This is a genomic window from Duganella guangzhouensis, assembly GCF_009674535.1.
GTDB classification, from domain to species: Bacteria; Pseudomonadota; Gammaproteobacteria; order Burkholderiales; family Burkholderiaceae_D; genus Rugamonas; species Rugamonas guangzhouensis.
Window position 1 is genome coordinate 68,568 of record NZ_WKJK01000015.1, and the last position, 24,753, is coordinate 93,320.

Here is a 24,753-nt window from a genome sequence, read left to right on the forward strand (position 1 = left end):
TGAAAAATAATTAGCGGATGTAAGTCGCGTCTTCAATCACCTTCGCCACCTGGTCCGGTTGCGAGATGTAGGTCAGGTGGCTGCCCTTGACTTCGGTGACCTTGGCGCCGGCGCGCTGGTACATCCAGCGCTGCAGGTCCGGACTCAGGGCACGGTCGTCGGTGGACAAGATCGCGTAGTTGGGTTTGTGGTGCCAGGCGGCGGCCCAGATCTGCGTGTTGAAGGTGGCGATGGTGGCGGGCACTTGCGAGATCGCCATATAGTTGGTGCGGTTTTCCGGCAGGTCGGCGCCGACGTCGGCATGGAACTGCGCCGGATCGACGAACAGATGACCATCCTGGGTCGGCTTCACGCTATTGCTTGGCGACGGCATCGAGCCGATCACCTGCGCCAGGCTTTCACCGACGTCCGGCAGCAGCGCCGACACGTAGACCAGGGCTTTCACCTTGTCGCGTTCACCGGCGGCGGAAATCACCGCGCCGCCCGAGCTGTGGCCCACCAGCACCACCGGCCCGATTTGCTGATCCAGGATTTCGCGGGTGGCGGCGATATCGTCGTCCAGGCTGGTGTGCGGCTGGGCCGCGATGGTGACTTTGTAGCCTTTCTGCGTGAGGATGTCATGGATCACGCGCCAGCCGGAACCGTCAACGAAGGAGCCGCTGACGATGACGATGTTCTTGACCGGTTCGGCGGCGGTGGCGTGCAGGGCTGGTGCGCTGGCCAGGGCCAGCGCGGCCGCCAGAGTGCGGATGCGTTTCATTGGTTTACTCCAGTTGGGTGGGAAGATTGAAAACGGCGCCACAGCACGCGGTCCAGCGACCAGGCGCCGGCGCCACGCGCGATCAGCGGCAGCAGCAGGCCGGCCCAGCTCAGGTGCGTCGGCCAGGCGTCCGGGTAGACGAAGATCTCGATCACCATCGTCATGCAGAACATGCCTAACGCTGCCGGTCGCGTCGCCAGGCCCAGCAACAGTAGAATCGGCAGGAAGTTCTCGGCGGCGGTGGCCATCTGCGCCGCGATTTCGGGCGGGATCAGCGGCAGTGCGTATTCGCTGCGGAACAGGTCGTAGGTGGTGGGCTTGATGGTCAGGAAGCCTTCCACCTTGGTGCGGCCGGACAGGAAGAACACCGCGCCTATGCCCAGGCGGGCGATCAGCAACAGCAGGTTTTCCGGCAGTGCGCGTCGCAACCAGGCGCTGATGCGCGGCTGGGCGATGTGATGCTGATTGAGTGTGTTCATAAAGTTCCTTGTGTCGGAGTGTCGATACCGGTGATTAATTCCGCGCCCAGCCAATGGGCGAATAGCGCGCCGGCTTGGGCGATGCCATCCTGCTCGCCGCATTGCTCCACCAGCCAATCGCACAGCGCGGAGAAGCGGCCGTCGCGGCTTACTTGTAGCAGTGCCGCGTACTCCAGCGCCTCGGCCATGCGCAGCATGCTGTTGCTGCCGCGACGCCAGACGATGTAGCCGCCCGGAGTGGCGAGCATTTCGCCTTCCGGCGCCGGACGCTGTTCCCACAGCGCGCTCCAGATCGCCTCAGCGTTGGTGGTGGCCGCGCGTAGTTGCAAAGACGGCGTCAGCCGCAGCACGGCATGGTCCCAGTCCAGCGTGGTCAGCTGATCGACGCTGACCGGCGTGGCGTCGGCCGCCACGAAGGCGGTGTTCAGCGCGTGCTCGATCCAGGCAAGTTCGCGTAGGTCTGGATGGTTGGGATAGGCTGCTTCCAGCGTTTGGTGGAAGCCGTCGGCGTAAGCGTCCAGCGTCCAGCCATGCGGTGGGCAAGCATCGATGTGGCGTACCGCCATGCCCAGAAAGGCGTCGGACCCCATCCAGCCGCGCAGCAGCGGGAAGGAATGTTCCAGGCAAGCCGTCAGTTGACTGCGGTAATTGTTCTGGTACACCGCCAGCCGCGCATCCGGGCCCAGACGCTGCGCAAGCGCAGCATCCGGTGCCACCAGCCAGGCGCCGAAATCGCGTTGTAATTCGGCCAGCTTCATCGCGATGCTTAGCGCGGCGTCAGCGAACCGAAGCCTTTTGGCGTCTTGATCTTGGTGCAAGTGCCTTTGTCGACCAGTACCCAGGCATTGCCCTGGTAGTCGCTCTTGGCGGTGCCGGCGCAGCTGGTGCCGGCGCCAGCTGCGCAATCATTCTGGCCGGCCTTGGAGACGCCAAAGCATTTCTCGGTGGGCTTCTTGGCTTCGGCCTTGGCTTCCGCTTTGGTTTCGGCGGCGTGGGTGCTGCCAGCCAGGGCGGCCAGGGACAGGGCCAAAGCGGCGGCCAGGGCGGTATTGCTATGTTTCATGGTGTACTCCTCGGTGTCGAGTGGAAGAAAAGACAGCGAGGACAGTGTAAAAGCGGCAAGAACATCCCGAATCCTCACATATCGATAGCGTTCTATCGTCCGATCGGGTAGGTGAGGGGATTTGCGATCTGTGGCAAAGTAGCGCTTTTACACCTCTAGCGAAAGGTAGCTGCACATGAGGTCTGCACCAATCACTGTACTGATGGTAGATGATCACCCTATCTTTTTGGATGGGGTCGCGAGTGCGCTGGACGCCATGGATGGCATGCAGCTGGTGGGCTGCGCCAGCAACGGCCAGCAGGCGATCGAGCTACATGGCCTGCTCAAGCCCGACGTCACCCTGATGGATTTGCAGCTACCGGATATGCATGGCAGCGTCGCCATCAGCGCCATCCGCAGCCAGGCGCCGGGCGCGCGCGTGATCGTGCTGACCACCTATGAGGGCGACGCCCACGCATCGCAGGCGATCCGTGCCGGCGCCGCCGGTTATATGCTGAAGAGCGCGGTACGCCACGACCTGGAGGAAACCATACGCAGCGTGCACGCCGGACGGCGCCGCATCTTGCCGTCGGTGGCTTGCGCACTGGCGGAGCAGATGCATACCGATGCCTTGAGCCCGCGCGAAATCGAAGTGCTGCGCTTGGCGGCGGTGGGCAACACCAACCAGAAGATAGGCGACAAGTTGGGCCTGTCGGAAGGCACGATCAAGACCCACATGAGAAATGTGCTGGCCAAGATGCAGGCCAAGGACCGCACCCATGCGGTGCTGCTGGCGATGCAGCGCGGCATTATCAGCATGGGCGCCAGCGGCCGGCTGCCGCCGGGCTTGCGGCTGTGAACGCCGCGCGCGCTTAGCGACCGCGCCGTAATAGTCCACGCAAGCTGGCACGCAGCCGGGCGAGCCAGCCGGCCTGGGTGCCGACCGCATATGCCTGCTCGGACGGTATGCTGAAGCAGACCTCCGTGCCCCGCGCGTTCGGGCTGCGCAATTCGATTATCCCGCCCACGATCTCGGCCCGTTCGCGCATGCCGACCAGGCCGAAGTGGCCTTCAAGCGCGCCATCGTGCAGCACTTGCGGCGGCATGCCGCCACCATCGTCGCGTACCATCAGGGTGAATTTCTCGACCCCATAGTCCAGCGTCATGGTGACGCGTTGCGCCTGGGCGTGGCGATAGGCATTTTGCAGCGCTTCGTATCCGATGAAGTAAATCTCCTCCCAGGCGGTGTTGTCCAGCAAACGCACCGCGCCCCGCAGCCGTAACGAGAACAAGGGGCCATGCTCGTGCTGCAATCGCTCGCCCAGACTGTCAAACGCGCGCTCCATGTCGCTGCTGCGGACGGCCGCCGCGCGCAGGCCCATGACCGCGCTGCGTCCGTTGATCAACACGCCATCGGCGCGGAGCAGTAATTCTTCCATGCGTTGCCGCGACGTGCTCTCGGCGGGTAAGGTGTTGCTGACGTTGGAGAAATTCAGCACCAGTCCATGCACCTCCTGAAGCCAACTGTCGTGCAATGCGCGCGCGATGCGCTCACGCTCCATTAACCGGGCGCCAAGCAAAGCGTTGAGACGGCCGACGACCTGGCGCATGCGCAGCACATAGAGCAAATATCCCAGCGCCAGTACGCCGGCAGCGCACAGCAGATAAAACCAGATGGTCTGGGTGAAGCGTGGCGCCAGGTCGAACCTCACGACGGCGTCCTGTTCACTCCAAACGCCATCGGCGTTGGCGGCCTTGACATGAAAGCGATAGCTGCCGGGCGCCAGATTGGTGTAGCTGGCTTGCCGCATGCGCCCGGCATCCTGCCATTCGCTTTCATTGCCCTCCAGGCGATACAGGATCTTCATCTGTTCCGGCGCGGTCAGGCTGAGCGCGGCGAAATGGATTTCAACCTTGGATGCCGCGTCTCCCAGGTGCAGCTGGTTGCCCAACTGAAGCGGACGGCCATCGGCCTTGAAGCTGGTGATCTGGACGACCGGCGCGACGGTATTGCGGTACAGCTGGTTGGGATCAAGCACACCGATCCCCTCGGTGCCGACGAACCATAGTTTGCCCTTGCTGTCGATCGCACCGTTGGCAGCCAGACTGAGCGTCGCATCGCCGGGATAACCATCGCGCGCGCCGAACGTTTCCAGGCGTAGCGGAATCTGCGGATCGCGCACGCTTGCTTCCCAGTCGGCCGATTTCGCGAGCATTAATCCGGCCAGGCCGTGCAGCCAGCGGTCGCCGTTGGCCGTAATCATAATCCCGGCGAGATAGCGCAAGGCATCGGGATCTTGTGCCCGCAGCCGTTCGAAACGCGAGCCCTTCAGCACTGCGGTGCCGGAAGAGCCTGAAACCAGCACATCTTTTTGGACATCGATAAAGCGCGCCGCGCCGACGTCGGCGGTTGCCAACTGCTGCATGCGTTCATTCTGAAAACGCCAGGCGGTTCCTTGCTGGGTGATGAACCAAACCGCGCCATCGGCCGCCGCCGCATAGTTGCGTGTGGTTGGCGGCATCTCATACTCGCTGGCGTTATGCCATTTGCCATCTACGTAACGGTAAGTCCCGCATGGCATCGCGGTGACCCAGGTGGAGGTTTTATCTTCGACCAGAATGTTGGCGCTGACCTTGCTGGAGGTGCCACAGCTTGGCATCGGCAGCACTTCGGTGTGATCGGCATACCGGCGTTCAATCGCGGTCGGGGTATTGGTGACGAAAGCGCCACCATGGCCGCGCACTGCAACGCTGTGCGCCATATTGACGATAGGCGGCGGGCGTGCGCCAGCCGACACGTTCCAGGGCCGCTCCATATTTCCGGCACTGATCCAGATGTCGCCAGCCCAGTCGGCGACAGGTACCGCAAGACTGGCGTCCGCCGGCAGCGGCATCGTGCGGATGTTCTGATGCGAAAATTTCTCCAGGCCGGTGCTGGTCGCGACCCAGATATTCCCCTCGCGGTCTTCCAGCATGCTGTCGGTCGTCAGGCTGCTTAACTGCCACGCCTGGTCGAGACGTTGGGCCGGTAACTTTGAGGGCGTGAACTTGTCGCTTGATGGAATGTCCTGTTTGCGGATACGGGCGATGCCGTTCGGACTGGCGAGCAGCCACAAGTTTCCATCCCGATCGAACATCGCTTTTCCCGACGCGTTGGCATTGCTGTGCGCCGCAAAGCCTGGCCGCAGCACACCCCGCTGTGCCTTCGGCAACCGCACCACATCATCGCCCGCCACTTGCCACAGATCGCCGTTCGGCGCGTAAAAGAAATCGGTTTCCGCCGGTCTGTCGGTCGCGCGGAAGCGCTTGCTCGTCCGGTCAAATCGATACCAGGTTCCGGTCACCAGCGCCCATAATTCAGCGTTATCCAGCACGATGACTTCGGTCATCTTCGCCGGCAGCCCCCAACCGTCGGCGCTGCGTTGCCAACCGTTGTCGGCATACCGCATCAGACCTTTGGTGGTCGCCACCCAGACGCTATTGTCGATGTCCGGCGCGAGCGCAAACACGATTTCGGGCGGTGCCTTATCGGCGTTGGGCAACACCTGCAATTCGCCATTGCGGATGAGGTCGAAACCGCCTTCATAATAAGCGACGTACAGGTCGCCATTTTCGGCCGCATACATGGTGCTGATGCGTAGCCCGCGTAACCTGCGGCCGGCTGGCGAGACAAAGCGTTCAAAGGTCAGTCCATCAAATCGGTAGAGGCCGTTGGAGTTCCCCAGCCACAGCCAACCATCCCTGGTTTGCACCATGCTGGAAAGATTGCCTGGCGCGCCGTCTTTTTTGCGCCAGGTATCGTGACGGTAATCCTGCAGGTTGACCAGCGGGTCAAGTGCCCAGGCATTTGCGGTGATTAGTACTTGAATCAGGATGAAGGCGGGCAGGCAGAGCGTGCGACAACGTCCACGGAGTATGGACCGGATATTCTTCATCTGATAGGGATGTACTGTGTGGAAACTTGACTATAGCACAATAATCTCGGCCTCAAAGTGCGTGGATGGTTAGGGCGCCAGACGGGTGAACACAAAGTCATGGTCCTTCACCAGCGCCTGGTGGCAGCCCCAGCAGGTCTGATGCTGCGCTTCATCCGCCGGCCTGCCGTTGACGAAGCGGCCAAAGCCCCAGCCCCCGGTGGACGCATATTTTTTCGAATCCTTGACCATCACCTGCACCGTGCTCGCTTTACCCGGCACAAAGGCCGGCGGCGACTCGGGCGACTGCACATGCTTCCACGCCAGCTTGACCAGTACGGTGCCGTCAGGGAAGGGCAGCTGATTTTTCTCGATGGCGGCGATGGCAATCGGATTGCCAACCACCACGCGCAACTCGTCAAGTGGCGGGCTTTCATGGGCGGGAGCGATGAATTCCCACTTGCGGTAACCGTCCGGCAAAGTCACGCCGTAGATTGGTGACGCATTATCTGCTGCCTGAGCAAGGCCGGCGACGGCAAGCAAGATGGATAAGATGACTGACTTCAATTGGAATCCTCCGGATAGGTAGATGGCATCGGGGGCGACTGACCGTCAGGCCGGCCCCGCGTGTTGGCCGCATTAGGTGGCGCTGGCCACGTCGATATCGGCGGATACGGCTGGATGCGTTTTGCGATAGGCCGCAAGTTCAGCTTTGACCTCGGCGCGGGTTTTCGCCGCCACCGGCGCTTCATCGGCGGAGAAATCTGGATATTGCTCGCCGTAGCGGATTTCACCGCGCTGGATTGCCGCCAGGGTTTCCGCGCGCACTTCGGCGCGGGTCTTGGTCGATACGAAGTCGGTGTAGCCAGAGTATTCCTCGCTGACCTGGGCGGAGGCTGCAGCCGAAGCGAACAGAGCGGTAGCGACGGACAGGGCGATGGCGATATTTTTCATGGTAATGTTCCTTGGGATGTGATTTGTTTGCTATTTAAGCGGATGCGAGTAATTTAATAAACTATTGAACGACGCTGACATCGTCGGACACTTCTGGATGGGTCTTGCGGTAGGCGCTCAATTCGGCCTTCACTTCGGCGCGGGTCTTCGCGGCAGGGGCGTGTTGCACCGGGACGTTAGGATACTGTTCGCCATCACTGATCTCACCATGCTGCAACGCCAGGCGGGTTTCCGCTTTTACCTGGGCGCGGGTGGTGGTGGATGTGAAGCCGTTGTAACCGGAATATTCGATACTTTCCTGGGCCGACGCGGTGATGGCAGCGAAAGCGATGCCGGCGATGGACAATGCGATGAAGTTTTTCATGATCTGGCTCCTTGAGGTTGTTGGTTGGGCGTTGTTGCCCGATGTGTGTATATTAAAGCGCATGCGATAGTATCGCAAGAGATATTTAATCCTACTGAAGGAATAGGCAAATAGACATCGAAATGGCGCGGGCGGTATGCGTTTGCGCCTACTCTTTCGACGGATTATCTTTTGCCGTTGAACTGCCATAATCCCGCCATGATGAAATCCCTACTTTTACTGGCGGCGCTGGCCTCCGGAACCGCGCTGGCGCAGACCGACGCGCCAGTGGCGCGGACCAACTGGGCGGTTGCGCGCGCTGGCGAGCAGGTGTACACCTTCTTCGGCCTGGGGCCGGGCAAGACCTACGCGGATATCCAGCGGGACGTGTACGTGCTCGATTTGCGTGACGGCAGCTGGCGCAAGGCGGGCGACATCCCGGTCGCACAAGGTCGCCTGGCGAGCGCCGCGCTTACCGTCGGCGGCCAGGTCTACCTGATCGGCGGCTACACCGTGTCGGCCCAGGGCGACGAAGTGTCGACGCCCGAAGTGATGCGCTTCCTGCCTGACAGCGCGCGCTTCGAAACCGAGACCATCATGCCGATCGCGGTCGACGACAGCGTCGCCCTGGCTTGGCGCGACCGCTGGATTGTGCTGGTCAGCGGTTGGCACGACAAGGCCAACGTCACCGACGTCCAGATCTACGACACGCAAACCCGCCGCTGGCTCAGCGCCACGCCATTCCCCGGTCAGCCGGTCTTCGGCCATGCAGGCGGCCTGGTCGGTGACACCATGGTGATCTGCGACGGCGTCACCGCCGACAAAGGGGCGGACGGCAAGAATGTCTTCGCCATCAGCAACGCCTGCTGGCAGGGCACGCTGGACACGCAACAGCCAACCCAGATCAGCTGGCGTCCACTGCCCGCGCATCCGGGCAAGCCGTTGTATCGCGCCGGCGCGGTTGGCGACGACGGCCGCATCGTGTTTGCCGGCGGCAGCGGACGTCCGTACAACTACAACGGCATCGGCTACGACAAATTGCCGGCCGAACCATCGGCCAGCGTATTCAGCTACGATCCGGCGCGCGGCCTGTGGCAGACCCATGCGCCGTTGCCGCAAGCTGGCATGGACTTTCGCGGCCTGGTGCCGTTCGGCGGCGGCAGCTACGGACTATTCGGCGGCATGCGCGACGGCCAGCGGGTCAGCGCGGGTGTGATTCGCTTCTCGACATCGCCTTAGCCTGGTTGCCGAGATAGCGTGCCGGCGACGCGCCCAAGGCTTTTTTGAACATGGTGATGAAGGCGCTGACCGATTCGTAGCCGAGGTCTTCGGCGATGCGCTGCACCTGCACGCCCGCCGACAGCCAGCGCAAGGCGACGATGATTTGCAGTTGCTGGCGCCAGCGGCCAAAAGTCATGCCGGTTTCCTGCAGCACCAGCCGTGCCAGCGTGCGTTCGCTCATGGCGAGCGCGTCCGCCCATTGGCGCGCGGTGCGGCGGTCTGACGGACTCTGCAGCAACTGGTCGGCCAGGCGCCGCAGTTTGGGATGGCTGGAGACAGGGAAATAAAGCTGCTCGACGCGCATCTGCGCCAGCTCTTCCAGCAACACGCCGACCAGCCGCGCGGTGCTGCTGCCTTCCGCGTAGTCCTGCGGCAGCGACGACAGATGCAGCATCATTTCGCGCAGCATCGGCGTGATGGCCAGTGTGCAGCAGTCCGGCGGCATCAGCGCCGCCGATGGCTCCACGCACAGCAGACACAGGTCGGTATCGGCGCTGGCGCGCATCAGGTGCGCCATGCCGCCGGGAATCCACACGCCGCACTGCGGCGGCACCATCCAGTAACCGTGCGGCACTTCGCAAATGACACTGCCGCGCAGCGCCACCACCAACTGCCCTTTGCGATGGTGGTGCATCAGCGGGTCGCGGTCTTCGCCGGCCGCGTAGGCGCGCAAGGCGATGGCCGGCTGCGGGATCGCATCGAGATCGTTATTGGCCCGCATGGCGGCGAGAGCTGACATGAGTGTTGTCCGAATTTAGTGATATTTGGTCAGGATAGCTAAATTCAGTCGGACGATCCAGCGCTAAGCTGTCTCATCGACACTTTTTCCATAGGTGAGCCATGAAACATCCGAATCGGTTCTTGCTGTTGGCGGGCATCTTGCTCGTCGCCACGACGCTGCGCGCGCCGTTCACCATCATTGCCCCGCTGCTGGAGGACATCCAGTCGGGTTACGGGCTCAGCGCCACGCAGGTCGGGCTGCTGATTACCGGGCCGTTGCTGGCCTTCTCGGCGATTGCGCCGTTTGCCGCTGGCCTGGCGGGACGCTGGGGCACCGAGCGCACGCTGTTTGGCGCGCTGATGGTGATTGCGGTCGGCGTGCTGTTCCGCGCCAGCGGCGGCGTCGCGCCGCTGTATGTTGGCACGGTCATTATCGGCAGCGGTATCGCGCTGGGTAATGTGCTGCTTCCCAGCCTGCTCAAGCGCGACTTCCACGACAAAGTCGCGCCGCTGACCGCGATGTATGTGCTGACCATGGGCATCGCCGCCGCCGGTGGTTCGGCGCTGGTGATCCCGCTCTCGACCGCGCTGCATGCGGACTGGCATCTGGTATCGCGCCTGCCGCTGCTGCTGGTGGTATTGGCCGCGCTGGTGTGGTTGCCCCAACTCCGCCGGCCGCATGTGCCGGCTGTCCACAAGCTCGCGTCAGGTGAAACGCCGGTGTCGATGTTGCGCTCGCCGCTGGCCTGGCAGGTCACGGCCTACCTGGGGCTGGACTGCTTCCTGTATTACGTGGGCGTCAGCTGGCTGCCGGCCATCCTGCGCGATACGGCCGGCTATAGCGCGGCCCAAGCCGCCTCGTTGCACGGCGTGCTGCTGCTGTCGACCGCGCTGCCCGGCCTGGTGCTGATTCCGCTGGCACCCAAGCTGCGCGATCAGCGCGCGGTGGCCACCGTGCTGGCCTTGAGCATGTCGGTTGGCCTGCTGGGCTTTGTGCTTGCGCCGATGCATGCGGTGTTGTGGATTGTGTTCTTCGGCATCGGCGCCGGTGGCGGCCTGATCCTGGCGCTGGCTCTGATCAGTCTGCGCACCAGCAATGCGATTGAAGCGGCGGCGCTGTCCGGCATGGCGCAGTGCATCGGCTACTTCTTTGCCGCCGCTGGTCCGCCGTTGATCGGCAAGGCCAATGAGATCGCGGGCAACTGGCAAGCGCCACTCAGCCTGTGCGCCGCGCTGGGCGTGGTGATGGCGGTGATCGGCACGTACGCCGGGCGCAACCTGCACGTCGGCCGAGCAGTGGCGGCAGCCAGTTCGCCGTCAAGGCTTGATGGCGATGGCGGAAATTTCCAGCAGGGCGTCCTTGGGCAAACGGGCAACTTGCACGGTTGATCGCGCTGGCGGCTGGTTCCGGAAATACTGGCCATAGACGGCATTGAGTTTGGCGAAGTCGTTCAGATCCTTGACGTACACGGTGGTGGAGACCACGTCGTCGAAGGACATGCCGTTGGCGGCCAACACCGCTTTCAGGTTCTCAAGTACCCGTTGAGTTTGTTCTTCCACGCCGCCTGCGATCAACTGACCGGTCTGCGGATCGATTGGAATCTGGCCGGACAAATACAAGGTCTGGCCGGACTTGATGGCCTGCGAGTACGGACCGATGGCCTCCGGCGCCGCTTTGGTGGAAATGACTTCATGCGCGCTAGCAATGCCAGCGATCATCAGCGCGGCGGCGCAGGCAAGTGCGGAATACTTCATGACTATCTCCCGGAGTAATAAATGGCTGGGAGATACTACGATAGCCTGTGTCAGTCCTCATCCCTCTATCTTCCAGAAGCGACTACTCCTTTTGAGGAGGGAAGGGATTTGATAACCCTGGGCATGGTGTCGCGTAGATTCAAGACGGGGCGGCGCAAAGCGTCCACAATGGGCTTCTTGATATCTAAAAGGCAACCAACATGAAAGCTCTCCAAGTCTTCCGCCGGCTCCTGGTTTCCGCCGTCTTGCTGTGTGCATGTGCCCCAAGCTATGCCGGCTTGGGCTACTGCGCGCCGGATGCTCCCTCGCTCGTCTCGACCCAGACCAGCGCCGGCGGCCTGTTCACCATCGATATCGCGGTCAATGCCGGCGGTTGCCCGGCCGGAATCTCCGCCTTTGACGGCGCGCTCACCACGCTCGTATTGCCGTATTTTTCCGACTCCCACGCCGCGATTTCTGCCCCGACCGGCTGGACTTGGCAGATCGTCTCCGACGACCTGCTGAATGTCGGTCACGGGGCCGGCACATTGATCTTCTCCGCCGTGTCGACTTCGTCCGCCCTGGTGCCTCACGCCACGCTGTCGGGCTTTCTGATCTCCTCGACATTCTCCAGCATCCAAGCGACAGCCTTCCAGGCCACCACCGTTGGGCTGCTCACCACTGACTACTACTTCGCAGCGGCCACGTTCGGCTACGACCTCATGCCGCTGATTCCCGGCAGCCCGATGGCCGTCGCTGCGTTAGAATTCCCCACGACGCCGGTTCCCGAGCCTTCCGCTTGGGTACTGCTCGCGTTGGGGCTGGCCTTGGTTTGGGCAGCGATTAACCGTGGGCCGAACTGCCGATTGGATCAAACTGAGAGAGCTCAAACGCCTGCATGAATTCACTCGCCTACCATGTCGTGGTTCACGCCCTTGAAGGGCGGGCCGGATGGACGCCGATGTCGCGCTTCGTCGCGACTGTGGCCCACGTCATCGATGGGCATCTCCCATACCTGCGCTACAACGCCGCAGGCCGGGCACGGGCCGCCGAGGGTGTCACGGAAGGCCAGATCGAGCGCGCCGTTCGTGAATTCCTTGTCACCGACCTGTCCGTCGGCGTGAAAACGACCAGCATGTTGTCGAGTCCGGAAGTCGTGGTGGCGGCCTATAACGCCTACAACAGCTCCGCCAAAATCGCGGTCAGGACCAGCGTGTCGCTGCCGGGCGACGGGCATGACGCGCGCGCGGTTGTGGCGCAGCGCCGCATGCTGGTCGGCGCGGCGGACCCTGGCCCTTGCCGCGAGGGCACTCTGGCAATGTTCGAGGGCTTGCTGGGTTTAGTGGAGAAGAGCGCCTGCCTCGGAGCGCCGCCACGCCGAAGCCTGGGGACTGTCGCGGAGCTGCTGGGCGTTCGCAACTCGGCGGCGGCGGAGGCGTCCGCGATTTTTGAAGCCGAAGGTTCCATGTCCGTGGGTGAGTTGGCTCGGCGGCTCGGATGCCACCAGCGCGCGTTGGAGCGCAAGCTCAAAGCCGAGGGCGTGACCGCCGAGACATTGCGCCAAGCCGCGCGCATGCTGCGAGCGGCCGACCGGCTGGGCTCTGGCGACAGCCTCACCACCATCGCCGTAGAGGAGGGCTACTCCGACCTGTCCCACATGACCCGATCCTTCAACACATCGTCGGGCATGCAGCCTAGCATGTTGCGGGGATTGCTACGGGCCGACGCGGCCGCCCAAACTTCACGTACCCAGAAAAGCGAAAGCCGTTGATTCTTTTGAAGAATCAACGGCTTGCTGTGTTCTGGTTGCGGGGACAGGATTTGAACCTGTGACCTTCGGGTTATGAGCCCGACGAGCTGCCAGACTGCTCCACCCCGCGTCTGAGGCCATAATTATATACATGTTCGACGCGCAGCGCAAGTCGGCTTTCACAGAGGTGATTTCATGGCGCTTTGTCTACGTCGTCATGGAGGCCGTAATTGCGCAAGTTTGATGTCCGGTTTAAGTTTCTTGAAACTATTTTGAAACCGAGGCTCGTCATAGTTGAGCTTTCGGATAACGCGGCCGGAACTCATTCTTCGGACTCAATTCGGTCCAACACTTTTTCCACTTCTTCCACAGTGCTGGCTTCATAGCCAGATTTGCGTCGAGAGAAGAGGATATCTTGGTCGGCTATAGCCCATTGCAGCGACGCGGCGGCAGCGAAGGCGGCTCGTGCGGCATTTTTGGTGGCGGTATCCGAAGTTTGACGGTAGGTGTTGCGGAGGGCTGCGCAGAGTTTAACGAGTTGGTCGTCGATGCGGAAGTCGAGATCCAGCGCCTGTTTCGCTTCGCCCCGCTCAATGCGATTGATGAGCGAGTTGATGGTCTCGCGTATCGTGCCGAGACTTGCGTAGTCATGCGGCAGAAGTCCTTGGACTGTTTTTAATAACTCATTTGATTGCATGGTGTGGCCTCCTGCAGAAAGTTTGCGCTGCCGGTCGGGCGGAGTCAAAGGCCACACCTCATAGTTTTGAGATGAATCAATGCGGCGTTATACCGCAGCCAGGCGCCACAGCGAAGTAACCTCGGCGGCGCGGGCGGTGTGGAGGGGATCGGTGGCGTCGCTGGCGCGTGGGTGGACTGGGCGGACGTCGATGCGGTCGACGACTTTCAGGCCGGCGCTGGCGATCCATTCCAGCAGCTGTTCGCGTGGACGCAGGCCGAGGTGCTCGGCCAGGTCGGACAGGATCAGCCAGCCTTCGCCACCCGGCGTCAGGTGCGCGGCCAGGCCGTCGAGGAAGCCGCGCAGCATGCGGCTGTCCGGGTCGTACACCGCGTATTCGATCGGTGAGCTCGGACGCGCCGGCACCCATGGCGGATTACACACCACCAGCGGTGCGCGTCCTTCGGGGAACAGGTCGGCCTCGCGCAGTTCGACCTGCTGATCGAGGCCCAGCAGCGCCAGGTTTTCGCGCGCGCAGCTCAGCGCACGCTGATCCTGGTCGGTGGCGACCACGCGCTTGATGCCGCGTTTGGCCAGCACCGCCGACAGCACGCCGGTGCCAACGCCAATGTCGAACGCCAGATTAACGCCGGCCGGCAGCGGCGCATCGGCCACCATCTGCACGTATTCGCCACGCACTGGCGAGAACACGCCGTAGTGCGGGTGAATGCGCGCACCCAGCGCTGGAATCTCGACGCCAGTGCGGCGCCATTCGTGCGCGCCGATCAGGCCTAGCAGTTCGCGCATCGAGGCGATGAACGGTTCTTCATAGCGGCCGTAAGCTTCGTTGCAGGCCAGTTTGACGTCCGGCGCGCGGCGCAGTGGAATGGTGTAGCCCTCGTCGAATGGAATCAGCAGCATGGCCAGTGTGCGGGCGCGCTGCGATTGCGCTTGACGGTGCAGGTGAAAGGCTTCGGTGGTCGAAGATGGCGCCTTGGCCGGCTTGGCTTTCTTGCCGGTGCGGCCTTTGTGGTCGGCGCGACGCGCCAGCGCTTGCAGCAGCTGGCGCGCGTTCTGGAAGTCGCCGCGCCACAGCAGGGCGGTGCCTTCGCAGGCCAGGCGGTAGGCCACATCGGCGTTGGTGCGGTCGTCGGCGATCACCACGCGTTTAGGCGGCGGCATGCCGGCTTCGGAACGCCAGCGCGCGGAGCGCTGTTCGCCGTTCTCCTCCCATTGGATGTGTTGCTGCGGAAGGGAGGGGGTACTGGATGCGGGCATGTTGGATCAGTCGACAGGGAATAGGGACGCGCCGCGCGAAGCCGCGCGGTGCAAGGTGCCGCTATTATACCGGGCGCTGTCCGGTGGGGGCGGGCGTCAGGCCGACGTGCTCTGGTCGGATGCTGCGGTGCTGCTGTCGGTGGCCGTGGTGGCATCTGGCGAGGCAGCTGCCGCCGCGTCGCTGGCGGCGGGCGTGGTGCTCGTGGCCTGGGCATCGCTGGCATCGGTATCGGTGCTGGTCGCTGCGGCTTTGGCCTTGTCGGTCGTGCTGAGCGCCGAATAGGTGTTGGTGTCCTTGCTGTCCACCAGGTTGAGCAGGCGTAGCGACAGGCTGCGCAAGGCGCTGTTGTCGATGCCGTCGCTGGCTTTGCTGCTGTTGTTGCTGTCGTTGCTGGACAGCGCGGTTTGCAGGTTGCGGCCGATCAGCTGGAACAGGTCCGCCAGCGTGCCGGGGAAGTCGAGGTTCGGCAACTGCACGGTCGGCAGACCCTGGGTCGTGCTATCGTCGCCGGACTGGCTGGACTGGTCGGCCGACGAGGTATTGGTGGTCTGGCTGGCTGCCGCATCGAGCTCGTAGTTGTACTGGACTTCAACCTCGAAGTCGAACTGGCGGCCGTCGGCGGTGGTGATGGTGCCCTTGCCGACGAAGTGCGAGCTGTCGGTCAGGCTGAACGCGGCGGCGGTGGAGACACCGTTGGCGCTGCGCGTTTGCTGCACGCCGGCCGCATAGCCGGACGATACGTCCAGGCTGGCCGAGTCGAAATCGATGGTCGCGCCCTTGGCGTCATCGCCAAACAGCGCCTGGGTGAAGCTGTTGACGAAGTCCTGGGCGTAATCCACCGTCGCATTGCCCACCGCGGCCACGCGCTTGCTGAGATCCAGCGCGTTGCTTGACAGGGCGGCGGCCGTGCCACTTTGCGGTTTTTGCAAGGCATTGGCCTTGCTGTCATTCTGCTGGCCACCGGTGTACAGGTTGGACCAGCGGTTGCCGAGGTTGGAGATGGTAGACATGATGGATTCCGTTTGATAGTACTTCTGCAACTCTTTAACGGTATCCTAGCCGATTACTTGAGGGCGCGGCGCTTAATTAATGGTGCTTAATGGTGATGGGTCCAGCCTTCTGGCGCGGCCAGGTAGGATTCCACCGCGTCTTTTTGGCCGATGGCGTGGTGTTTCACTTCGCCGCATCCGCACACGCCGAAATAAGGCTGGATGTGCGAGCAGGCCGAGACCTTTTGCAGGCGGACTTGCACGGCTTTGGCGCACTTGGCGCATTTGAAGGTGAGGCTGCGTGGTGCTTTTAACATGGTACGGGTTTGAATAGGCAAAAGCGGGATTTTATCACTCAGGCGTAGACATCCAGCGTGGGCGCGGCGGCGGGTGTGGCGCCGTAGGCGCTTTGGGTTTGCTGCTGCGCGAGGTCGGCGCGGGCCTTGGCTTCCATTTGCTGCGCCTGGGCCGCCACGGCGCGGTCCTGTCCCGATGGATCGGCCGGCGCCAGCGCCGCCGCCTGGATGGTGCGGGCGCGGTCGATGGTCTCCTGCGGCGTGCCGCCGGGCGAGGTGTCGATATTGACTTCGCCGCCGATGGCGTAATTGATGCCGTCCGGGCCGCGTTCGTAGGTGTAGGTGGCGCCGGAGGTGGCGAGGCCGCCGGATGCGGCCAGGTGCGCCTGTTCGTGCTGGCGCACTTCGGTGTCGCGGGCTTTGAGCTTGTCGATCATGGCCAGCGCTTCGTCGCTGAGCTGTGTGGTGCTGGAGGCGGCCGCCGGCTGTGTATCCGCCTGCGTCGGAGACGACGCCACCTGCACCGTCTGCTGGCTGCTTACCGGTGACTGGGTGGCGTAACTGGCAGATAGGGCGCCGATGCTTATGATCAGACCTCGTGAAGCCTGAATGATAGCAAATTTATATCGGCGTGCCTATTTATGCGACGCTGATCGCGCTCCTGCCGCCGGCCGAGGGCTGGACCAGGATTTTGGCCGAGATCCGCTCGGTCATCTCCTGCACGTGCGAGATAACGCCGACTTTGCGCCCCATGGCCTGCAGGCCGTCCAGCGCGTCCATGGCCACACGCAGGGTATCGGCATCGAGACTGCCGAAGCCTTCGTCGATGAACAGCGATTCGACCCGCACCCTGTTGGAGGACAGCGAGGCTAGTCCCAGCGCCAGTGCCAGCGACACCAGGAAGGATTCGCCACCGGACAGCGAGTGCACCGAGCGCATTTCGCCGCCCATGTCCTGGTCGCGCACCAGCAGCGCCAGGGATGGATTGGCGCTGTTCTGAATGCGCTCCAGCTGGTAGCGCCGCGACAGGTGGTTGAGGTGGGCGTTGGCGTAGCCCAGCAGGACGTCGAGCGTGAATTGCTGGGCGTAGTTGCGGAAGCGCTTGCCGTCGGCGGAGCCGATCAGGTCATCCATGCGCGCCCAGCGCTGGGCGATGGCTTCCTGCTGGTCGATTTCGGCCAGCATGGCGCTGGAGCGCCGGCGCTTGTCGTCGTCCTGCGCCAGCGCCAGTTGCAGGCTGGTGGCGTGGTCATTGGCGGTTTTGCGTTCGGCCAGCAGGGCGTTCAGCGCTTCGCTGACCAGGGTGATTGGTGATGGCTCCGGAGCCGGCGCGGGCACCTCGGGTGTCTCCGCCGGTGCGGCGGCGGACCACAGGTCGGCGGTTTGGGCGGCGGGAGCCTGCGTCGGCTCGGCCTTGTCGGCCGCTTCGTCGGCGTCGGCGGTGGACGCGCCGCGCGGCGGCGGGGCGGTCAGTTGATGCTGTTCGCGCTGGCGCTGGCGTTCTTGCAGCACGGTTGACGCCTGGTCGACGGCGCGCGCCAGTGCTTGCAGCGCGGCGCGTTCGGCGTCGATGTCGTCGGCCGAATGCGCCAGCAATGCGTGCAGCTGTTCCAGGTCGTGCAGGCCGGCTTCGGGCTGGCGCTGCTGGAATGCAGCCAGCCAGTCGGCGAGCCGCGCGGCGGCGGCGGTGGTAGCGGCCTGCAAGTCCGTCAGACGGCGGCTGGCCTGCGCCAGCGCTTCGTCGCAACGGATGCGGCGTTGCGATGCCTGCTGTGCGGCGTTCTGGCTGGCGGCGTGGCGTGCCTTGGCGGCGTCGATGGCGGCTTGCAGCGCGGTTTCGACGTCGCGTACTTCCTTGCCGCCCCACATATCCATGCGCTGCTGCTGGCTGACTTTCACCGATGCGTCGACGCCATTGAAGGCATCGCGCGCGGCGAGGGCGTCGTGGCCGGTGCGGGCCAGCGTATCTTCCAGCGCCTTGAGTTCGATCTCGAACGCGGCCAGGCCAGCGGCTCGCTCGTCATATGCGGTGCGGTACGCCAGCCATTGCTTGCTCTCGGCCTGACGCGCCTCGTAGAAGCGCGCCGGGCCGGATCTCCAGTCTTCCTTCCATTCCTCGCTCGGGATCTCGCCACCACTGAAGGCGGCGTCCAGATCGGACAGCAGGGCGCTCAGCGCGAGCGCGACTTCGATGCGCTGGTCTTCCAGCCCTTTGTACTGCGCGTTGGCCTCGGCCAGCGCGGTGCGGGCAGCGGCGGCCACCGTCTGCAAGCGCGTGTGCTCGGCAGCAGCACGGTCATATGCGGCTTGCGCCTGATCGCGCGCGGTGCGGGCCGCGTGCAATGCGCGTTGCTGCTGGTCGATCGTCTGCAGGCCGTGCTGCGTCTCGTTCAACTGTTCGGCAAACCATGCGCCGCGCTCCGCCTCCGCCGGCAGCGTGGCGCCTGCGACCAGTGGATGCGCCGACCATGCGGCGGTCACGCGTTCCAACGTCTGCTGCACCGTGCGCTGCTCGATGGCGAGCACGTTCAACTGTTCGACGCTGGTTTGCGCGCTGGCGCGTTGCGCCGCCTGCTGGTTGACGTTGGCCTCCATCTGCTGGCGGCAGCGCTGCACGTCGCCCTGGAACTCGCGCAGCATCGATTGCAGGCTATCGTCGGCATGACGGTAGGGATGTTCCAGTGCGCCGCACACCGGGCAGGGCGTGTGATCTTCCAGTGACTGGCGCAGCGTTTCCACGCTGACCGCGCACGCGGCTTCGGCCAGCTTGAGCGAACGCTCGGCCTGCGAGAATGCCGCCATGATGGCGATGCCTTCCTGCTGCGCCGCAGCCAATTGCGCTTCGGCGTTGGACATGGTCTGGCGCAGCTGCACCGACTGTGCTTCGATTTGCGCGTGACGCGCTTGCCGCGCCTCCAGCTCCAGCCAGATTTTCTCTGCACCGGCCAGCAGGTCGCGCCGCTGTTCCAGGCGGCCGCGCGATGCCTGCAGCTGTTCGGGATCGTAGGCCGCCATGGTCTGCGTCGCCTGTTGGCGTTGCTGCTCCAGCGATTGCAGCGCGTTGGCGGCGTTGGCCAATTTGGTGCTGGCGTCGGCTTCTTCCTCGCGATGCGTCTGCGCGTTGCGCTGCAGTCGAGACAGACCGGAGGTCAGCCGCTCGGCCACTGCGGCTTGCTGGCCGGCCTGCACGAACAGCACATCCCAGCGCTCCCATTGCAGTGCCAGCGCCTTCCAGTGCTTGTGCTGCTGCAGCCAGGCGATGCCGTTCTGCTGTTGCGTCGCCAGGCGCGCTTGTTCATTTTGACGCGTTTGCAGCGCGGCCTTGGCGACAGCGTCTGCCTGCTCGGCTTTCTCGCACGCGGCGGCGGCATGGCGCCAGGCTGGTAGCATCGTCTCGATGCGCGCGTCCAGCGCTTTGGCCAAGTCCAGCTGCGGCGCAGCGGCGCGTTGCGCGGTTTCGGCATCTAGCTGACTGGTGGCGGCTTGCGCCATCGCGGCGTTGGCCTGTTCCAGCGCTTGAGCGGACTGCTGCACTTCCTGCGTGCTGGCGACGATCGTTGCTTGCGTGGCGGCGATGTCGGCATCGATGCGGCGGATATCGTCGGCCAGCGGGCGCGCTGGCTGCACCGCGTCGATGCGCGCCAACGCGGCATGGCGTGGCGCTGCCGCCGCCACTTCGGCTTGTGCGCGCTGCAGTGCTTCCTGTGCCGCCAACTGCTCCTGTTGCAGGCGCTCGGCTTGCTGGTGCCAGCGCAGTTCCTGCTCCAGTTCCGCCTTTTGCTGATCGAGCGTCTGCAATGCGACGCTGGCGTCATGGTTCTTTGCTTCCAGCTCGGCGCGTTGCTCGCTGTTGAAAGGCTTCTGGTCCGCCAGCCGCGCGTTCAGTTTTTGCAGCGCCGCCTGTTCCAGCTTGTTGCGCTCAAACGCGCGCACCGAAATTTCGGAGTAGATGGTGCTGCCGGTCAGCGTCTCCAGCAGCTCGCCGCGCTCATTGTCCTCGGCCTTGAGGAAAGCCGAGAATTCGTTCTGCGCCAGCAGCACCGCGCGCGTGAACTGTTCAAACGACAGCCCGATGCGCTTCTCGATTTCCGCCTTGACTTCGGTCTTGGTGCTGCCTACCGGCTGTTCGGTCGGCAGCATCAATAGCGACATGGTGGTCGGCTGCAAAGCGCCTTCCGCCTTGGTGCGGGCGCGCCGCACGTTCCAGCGCGATCGATAGCGGGCGCCGTCGCTGCCGACGAATTCCACTTCCGCATAGCCCTCGGCCGTGCCCCGGCGCAGCAGCGTGCGCGGATCTTGCGTGGACACGGTCTCGTTGCCGACATCGGCCAGGTAGTTGCGGCCGGCCACGCGCAGCAGGCGCGGAGTGGCGTCGTACAGGGCCAGGCACAGTGCGTCCAGCAGCGTGCTCTTGCCGGCGCCGGTCGGACCGCTAATGGCGAACAGGCCGGTCGAGGCCAGCGGTTCGCTCTCGAAGTCGACGCTGAATTCGTCGGCCAGCGAGGCCAGGTTTTTACCGCGAATTTTCAGGATTCTCATGGCAGCATCAACTCCGCAAACGCGCTCAGTTGATCGGCCGGTGCTTCATTGCCGAAGCGCTGTTGGTACAGTTGCCTGAAAATGTCATCGGGCTTGAGTTTTTCCAGTTGGTCCAGCGTCATCACTTCCTGATCGATGGTCGAGTTGCGGGCGGCGGTCGAGGTTTCGATTTTGGCCAGTCGCACTGGCTTGCCGTCCAGCGCCGTCTCGATGCGTGCGCGCAGACCGGGTTCCGGCTGCTCCAGCAGCACGCGCACTTCCAGATACGGCTGCTGCTCGGCCGGCGCTTCCGCCGGCGCCAATGCCGCCAGTTCTTCCAGCACCTGCGTCAGCGGCGCTGGTTTGGAGGGAACGCGCAGCAGTTCGACCGCGCGCGGCACCGGCAGCGACACGATCTCACGCACGTTGGCGCCTTCAAGGTCGATGCGCAGGATCTGGTGCGCGTAATTCACCTCCGCGAACGACAGCGGCAGCGGGCTGCCGCAATAACGGATGTGCTGTTGCTGACCGACCTGTTGCGCCAGATGCAGATGGCCCAGCGCCGCGTAGGCGATGGCCGGATCGAAAATCCCGGCTGGCAGCATTTCGGTGCCACCGATGACGATGCGGCGCTCGGAATCGCTGGACATCTGCCCATCCACCATATGGCAATGGCCCATGGCGACGATGGCCTGGCCGTCCTGGCGCTGCGCGGCGGCCAGTTCGAACGCCTGTTTATAGAGCAGCGCGATGCCGGCCAGGTAGGGATCGACGCCTTCCGCCGCCTCCACGCGCGGCACATCGCCGGGACGCAGGAAGGGTACGGCCAGGCACCACGCCTCCACCGCGCCAGTGCGGCCGGTCAGCGGCAGCACCAGCGATGCCACATCCACCTCGCCATCGGCGTTGCGCTGGGCGGCGCCGATCACGCGCGTGCCGTGCGCTTCCAGCAGTGGGCCGGGTGCATCCAGCCGGCCCGGCGAATCATGGTTGCCGGCGATGACGATCAAATTCAGATGCGGCGCACGCTCCTTGGCCAGCCGCAGAAAACGGTACAACTGCTTTTGCGATGCCGCCGAAGGGTTGGCGTTGTCGTAAACGTCGCCGGCGATCAGCAGCACGTCGGCCTGTTCTGCGACGATGGTGTCGAGCAGCCAGTCGAGGAAGCGCTGGTGTTCGTAATGGCGCTCAAAATTGTGTAGGGATTGGCCGAGATGCCAGTCGGAGGTATGCAGCAAACGCATGTAAAGTGGGTCGAAACAGCCGGAAAGCGCTCAATATAGCGCAAGACGGCGCCGGCCGAGTTGATTTATGCCGCGTTGCTGGTTGGTTGCGCCAGCGCCGGGCCGGCGCGGAAGGTGTTGCGGCCGGCCTGTTTGGCCTCGTACAGCAGGATATCGGCGCGGTTCAGCAGCTCGGCCGGGCTGATATCCTCGTTGCGGTAGAAGGTCAGGCCGATGCTGGTGGAGATTGAGACCACGGTGCCATCGAGGTCGAAATCGGCCTGCATCGCGGCCACGATCTTGGCCGCCAGCGCGTTGGCGTCGTCGATGCGGTGGATGCGCTCCATGATGATGGTGAACTCGTCGCCACCCAGGCGGGCGATGGTGTCGCTGGCGCGCATGGTGTGGGTCAGGCGCGCCGAAAAGGCTTTCAGCAGGGCGTCGCCGACGGCGTGGCCGAAGGTGTCGTTGACTGGCTTGAAGCGGTCGATGTCCATATACATCACCGCCATCAGATTGCCGTTGGCGCGAGCGGCGGTCATGGTGTCGTGCAGTTTTTGCAGGAAGCCGGCGCGGTTGGTCAGGCCGGTCAGCGCGTCCACCTGCGACAGCCGCAACAGCCGCAGTTTCTCGCGCTTTTGCACCGTGACGTCCTGGCGCATGACGTGGAAGCCGATCACCCGTTCGCCATCTTCGTCCATCTGCGGGATGTAGACCACTTCGTAGGTGCGCTCGGTGATGTCGCTGGTGTCGTCTTCCTCAAAGGTCAGGGTTTCACCGGCCAGCGCGCGCAGCACATAGGGTTCGAGGAAGGCATGGCGCTCCTCGCCCATGGTGTCGCGGATGGTGCGACCCAGCACCGTGGTGCCGGTGCGGTTGAATTCCCGTTCGTAGGCCAGGTTATGGAAGCGGTAGACCTGGCCGGCGTCGATATAGGCCACCATGGCCGGCAGCGTGTCGGCAATGGTGCGCAGCCGCGACTCGCTTTCGCGCAGCGCCATCACCGATTTGCGGATGTGGGTGATGTCGTCCACCGTGCCGACGTAGCCGTACATTTCGCCGTCCACCACCATGGCGGCGATTTTGAACGCGACCCAGACCATCATGCCGTCCGGGTGCACGCAGCGCAGCGTATCCTGATACGGCACGCGGGTTTCCTTTACTTGCGCCAGCGCGGTTTTCAGCATCGGACGGTCGTGTGGATGGATCGCGCGCAGCCAGGCGTCGCCCAGCGCTTCCTCGCGGCTCAAGCCCGTAATCAGTTCGAAAGTGCGGTTGACGTAGGTGCAGCGGCCCTCGGCGTCGGCGCGCAGCAGCCCAAGCGGCGAGGCGTCGTTGACGGCGGCGAGTTCGGCCTGGTTCTGGCGTACCGCCAGTTCGGTTTCCTTGCGCTCGGTGATGTCCCGCACCGTGACCGCGACGCCATCGGTGATCGGCACAATCTGGTGGTGCAGCCAATGGACGTCGCGGTTGGGCAGGAAATCGACTTCGACTTCTTCCGCCACCGGCTGGCGCGACTCCAGCACATGACGGAATTGTTCGACCAGACCCTTGGAGTGCAGCTCCGGCATGACTTCGATCAGGCGCTTGCCCTTGATGTCGGCGCTGCGGTAGCCCATCAGCTGGGCCGCGCGTTCATTCAGGTCGGCGATGGTGAAGTCGAGGATCTCGCGCCGCGCGCCGCGCATGCGGCAGGCTTGCAGCAGAAATACCGAATCCAGGCTGGCTTCGGAGGCGGCACGCAGCATCAGTTGGGCCTCGATCACCATGCTGGCGCTGCGCCGCAGTCGGTGCGCCTGCTGCACCAGCAGGTAGACGAATAGCAGCACCAGCGCCGAAGCCACGCTGGCGGCGCCGTAATACATATTGCGGCGGTGGACAAAGCCGGCCATGGCGGTATCGTAGGGATTGCCGACCACCGCCATCAGCAGGAAGCGCGGCAGCTCGGCATAGCCATAAATGCGTTCGGTGGCGTCGAACGGACGCTTGAGCAGCAGTTCCTCGGCCAGCCGTGGCCCGCTCGGCAGCGCGGCGTTGAAGTCGATGCTGTCGCTGATGATGACCTGGTCGTTCACGCGCCCGGCCGACATGCCGTTTTCGCGGCTGATCAGCATGACGGCGCCGCCGGGATCGACGCTCAGACGGTCGTAGTCCTCGACGAAGTAGGCTGGATCGATCATCATCACCATCACCCCGGCGAAGCTGCCATCGGCGTGGTTCAGCCGGCGCGTCAGCTGGATTTGCCATTTCTTGGTACGGCTGTCGACCACCGGCGTCGACACCAGCACGCTGTCGGTCGCGGTGCGGGCGTGACGCAGAAAGACCTGATGCTGCTTCATATCGGGCGCGAAGTAGCCGTTGATGCTGTCGACGATATTGCCGTCGCGGTCGAGGATGGCCATCGGCAGATCCAGCTTGGTCGGCAACAGCGAATCGAGCAGGCCGTTTTTGCGACTGAATTCCGCCAGCCGCAGCGCGCCGCCGCTTTCCTCGAACTTGAGGCGGAACAGCTGGGTGGCGTGGTCGGTCTGTACTAATAAATGGTTGGTGTGCTCGGCCAGCGTGCGCGCCAGCGACTGACTGTGCAGCGCGGCCTCGTAACGCGCGGTTTGTTTTTCCTGCCGCACCTGGTAGGCCACCGCGAGCCACGTAAAGACGAGCAAAGCCAGGCCGAAGGCGGGCAGCAGTATCGCGCGGTACAGTCGGCGGAAAAAATCCTGCATCAATCGATGATCCAAGTCGGAAGCTGGTGCAGTTATTCTGCACGGAAATATCCGTTTTGGCGCGGGTTTGCA

23 protein-coding genes and 1 tRNA gene are annotated in these 24,753 nt (G+C 63.7%); 5 read left to right on the forward strand and 19 right to left on the reverse strand.

Annotated elements, in window-relative coordinates; all coding sequences use genetic code 11:
• Positions 1-10: 10 nt before the first annotated feature.
• Genes GJ699_RS24655 through GJ699_RS24670 form a run of 4 tightly spaced genes read right to left on the reverse strand, consistent with a single transcriptional unit; the run spans position 11 to position 2,302 of the window.
• The gene (locus tag GJ699_RS24655) at positions 11-760 is read right to left on the reverse strand and encodes an alpha/beta fold hydrolase (protein ID WP_154381341.1); all 750 of its coding nucleotides are present in this window, start codon (positions 758-760) and stop codon (positions 11-13) included.
• Positions 757-1,239 (reverse strand): DoxX family protein, encoded by a 483-nt coding sequence (locus GJ699_RS24660; RefSeq protein WP_154381343.1) that lies wholly within the window; start codon positions 1,237-1,239, stop codon positions 757-759. The genes GJ699_RS24655 and GJ699_RS24660 overlap by 4 nt, the downstream gene beginning before the upstream one ends.
• Complete coding sequence (locus GJ699_RS24665) at positions 1,236-1,997, reverse strand: HvfC/BufC N-terminal domain-containing protein (RefSeq protein ID WP_154381344.1); 762 nt, start codon at positions 1,995-1,997, stop codon at positions 1,236-1,238. The genes GJ699_RS24660 and GJ699_RS24665 overlap by 4 nt, the downstream gene beginning before the upstream one ends.
• A gap of 8 nt (positions 1,998-2,005) precedes the next feature.
• On the reverse strand, positions 2,006-2,302 hold the full coding sequence (locus GJ699_RS24670; protein ID WP_154381346.1) for a BufA1 family periplasmic bufferin-type metallophore: 297 nt from the start codon (positions 2,300-2,302) through the stop codon (positions 2,006-2,008).
• Between the two features lie 202 nt (positions 2,303-2,504).
• Between GJ699_RS24670 and GJ699_RS24675 the strand changes: the two genes are divergently transcribed.
• Complete coding sequence (locus tag GJ699_RS24675) at positions 2,505-3,140, forward strand: response regulator (RefSeq protein ID WP_267877740.1); 636 nt, start codon at positions 2,505-2,507, stop codon at positions 3,138-3,140.
• Positions 3,141-3,153: 13 nt separating this feature from the next.
• Here the strand turns inward: GJ699_RS24675 and GJ699_RS24680 are convergent, their stop codons facing one another.
• From GJ699_RS24680 to GJ699_RS34250, 4 genes are all read right to left on the reverse strand, one after another.
• Positions 3,154-6,216 carry a sensor histidine kinase gene (locus GJ699_RS24680; RefSeq protein WP_154381350.1) on the reverse strand — a complete coding sequence of 1,021 codons (3,063 nt, stop codon included), beginning with the start codon at positions 6,214-6,216 and terminating at the stop codon, positions 3,154-3,156.
• A 69-nt stretch (positions 6,217-6,285) separates the two neighbouring features.
• The gene (locus GJ699_RS24685) at positions 6,286-6,750 is read right to left on the reverse strand and encodes a cytochrome P460 family protein (RefSeq protein WP_371867666.1); all 465 of its coding nucleotides are present in this window, start codon (positions 6,748-6,750) and stop codon (positions 6,286-6,288) included.
• A gap of 84 nt (positions 6,751-6,834) precedes the next feature.
• Positions 6,835-7,149: a DUF4148 domain-containing protein gene (locus GJ699_RS24690; RefSeq protein ID WP_154381354.1), complete on the reverse strand. Its 315-nt coding sequence runs from the start codon at positions 7,147-7,149 to the stop codon at positions 6,835-6,837.
• Positions 7,150-7,210: 61 nt separating this feature from the next.
• Positions 7,211-7,513, reverse strand: a complete 303-nt coding sequence (locus GJ699_RS34250; RefSeq protein ID WP_195763643.1) for a DUF4148 domain-containing protein — start codon at positions 7,511-7,513, stop codon at positions 7,211-7,213.
• Between the two features lie 198 nt (positions 7,514-7,711).
• Between GJ699_RS34250 and GJ699_RS24700 the strand changes: the two genes are divergently transcribed.
• Entirely contained in the window at positions 7,712-8,731 is a 1,020-nt protein-coding gene (locus tag GJ699_RS24700) for a Kelch repeat-containing protein (RefSeq protein ID WP_154381358.1), read from the forward strand.
• On the opposite strand, the gene GJ699_RS24705 is transcribed toward GJ699_RS24700, so the two are convergent.
• Positions 8,694-9,512 carry an AraC family transcriptional regulator gene (locus GJ699_RS24705; protein WP_154381360.1) on the reverse strand — a complete coding sequence of 273 codons (819 nt, stop codon included), beginning with the start codon at positions 9,510-9,512 and terminating at the stop codon, positions 8,694-8,696. The genes GJ699_RS24700 and GJ699_RS24705 overlap by 38 nt on opposite strands.
• Before the next feature lie 101 nt (positions 9,513-9,613).
• Here GJ699_RS24705 and GJ699_RS24710 point away from each other — a divergent pair, with 101 nt between their 5' ends.
• Positions 9,614-10,882 (forward strand): MFS transporter, encoded by a 1,269-nt coding sequence (locus tag GJ699_RS24710; RefSeq protein ID WP_154381361.1) that lies wholly within the window; start codon positions 9,614-9,616, stop codon positions 10,880-10,882.
• On the opposite strand, the gene GJ699_RS24715 is transcribed toward GJ699_RS24710, so the two are convergent.
• Complete coding sequence (locus tag GJ699_RS24715) at positions 10,811-11,248, reverse strand: RidA family protein (RefSeq protein WP_154381363.1); 438 nt, start codon at positions 11,246-11,248, stop codon at positions 10,811-10,813. The two genes, GJ699_RS24710 and GJ699_RS24715, sit on opposite strands and share 72 nt — an antisense overlap.
• Before the next feature lie 200 nt (positions 11,249-11,448).
• On the opposite strand from GJ699_RS24715, the gene GJ699_RS24720 reads away from it, so the two are divergent.
• The gene (locus GJ699_RS24720) at positions 11,449-12,129 is read left to right on the forward strand and encodes a PEP-CTERM sorting domain-containing protein (RefSeq protein WP_154381365.1); all 681 of its coding nucleotides are present in this window, start codon (positions 11,449-11,451) and stop codon (positions 12,127-12,129) included.
• Positions 12,126-12,998: a helix-turn-helix domain-containing protein gene (locus tag GJ699_RS24725; protein WP_154381367.1), complete on the forward strand. Its 873-nt coding sequence runs from the start codon at positions 12,126-12,128 to the stop codon at positions 12,996-12,998. Before GJ699_RS24720 ends, GJ699_RS24725 begins: the two co-directional genes overlap by 4 nt.
• 32 nt (positions 12,999-13,030) lie before the next feature.
• On the opposite strand, the gene GJ699_RS24730 is transcribed toward GJ699_RS24725, so the two are convergent.
• The 9 genes from GJ699_RS24730 to GJ699_RS24770 form a co-directional block, all read right to left on the reverse strand.
• A tRNA-Met gene (locus tag GJ699_RS24730) sits at positions 13,031-13,107 on the reverse strand.
• Between the two features lie 192 nt (positions 13,108-13,299).
• Complete coding sequence (locus tag GJ699_RS24735; protein WP_154381369.1) at positions 13,300-13,674, reverse strand: hypothetical protein; 375 nt, start codon at positions 13,672-13,674, stop codon at positions 13,300-13,302.
• 87 nt (positions 13,675-13,761) lie between these two features.
• The gene (locus tag GJ699_RS24740) at positions 13,762-14,931 is read right to left on the reverse strand and encodes a methyltransferase (RefSeq protein WP_154381371.1); all 1,170 of its coding nucleotides are present in this window, start codon (positions 14,929-14,931) and stop codon (positions 13,762-13,764) included.
• A gap of 96 nt (positions 14,932-15,027) precedes the next feature.
• Positions 15,028-15,942, reverse strand: a complete 915-nt coding sequence (locus GJ699_RS24745) for a hypothetical protein (protein WP_154381373.1) — start codon at positions 15,940-15,942, stop codon at positions 15,028-15,030.
• A gap of 86 nt (positions 15,943-16,028) precedes the next feature.
• Positions 16,029-16,238: a hypothetical protein gene (locus tag GJ699_RS24750; RefSeq protein ID WP_154381375.1), complete on the reverse strand. Its 210-nt coding sequence runs from the start codon at positions 16,236-16,238 to the stop codon at positions 16,029-16,031.
• 38 nt (positions 16,239-16,276) lie between these two features.
• Positions 16,277-16,831: a putative metalloprotease CJM1_0395 family protein gene (locus tag GJ699_RS24755; protein WP_371867667.1), complete on the reverse strand. Its 555-nt coding sequence runs from the start codon at positions 16,829-16,831 to the stop codon at positions 16,277-16,279.
• A gap of 25 nt (positions 16,832-16,856) precedes the next feature.
• Positions 16,857-20,756, reverse strand: coding sequence for an AAA family ATPase (locus GJ699_RS24760; RefSeq protein WP_154381379.1), 3,900 nt, complete (start codon positions 20,754-20,756; stop codon positions 16,857-16,859).
• Positions 20,753-21,979: an exonuclease SbcCD subunit D C-terminal domain-containing protein gene (locus GJ699_RS24765; protein ID WP_154381381.1), complete on the reverse strand. Its 1,227-nt coding sequence runs from the start codon at positions 21,977-21,979 to the stop codon at positions 20,753-20,755. The genes GJ699_RS24760 and GJ699_RS24765 overlap by 4 nt, the downstream gene beginning before the upstream one ends.
• Before the next feature lie 65 nt (positions 21,980-22,044).
• Positions 22,045-24,681, reverse strand: a complete 2,637-nt coding sequence (locus GJ699_RS24770; protein WP_154381383.1) for a sensor domain-containing diguanylate cyclase — start codon at positions 24,679-24,681, stop codon at positions 22,045-22,047.
• Positions 24,682-24,753: the final 72 nt, after the last annotated feature.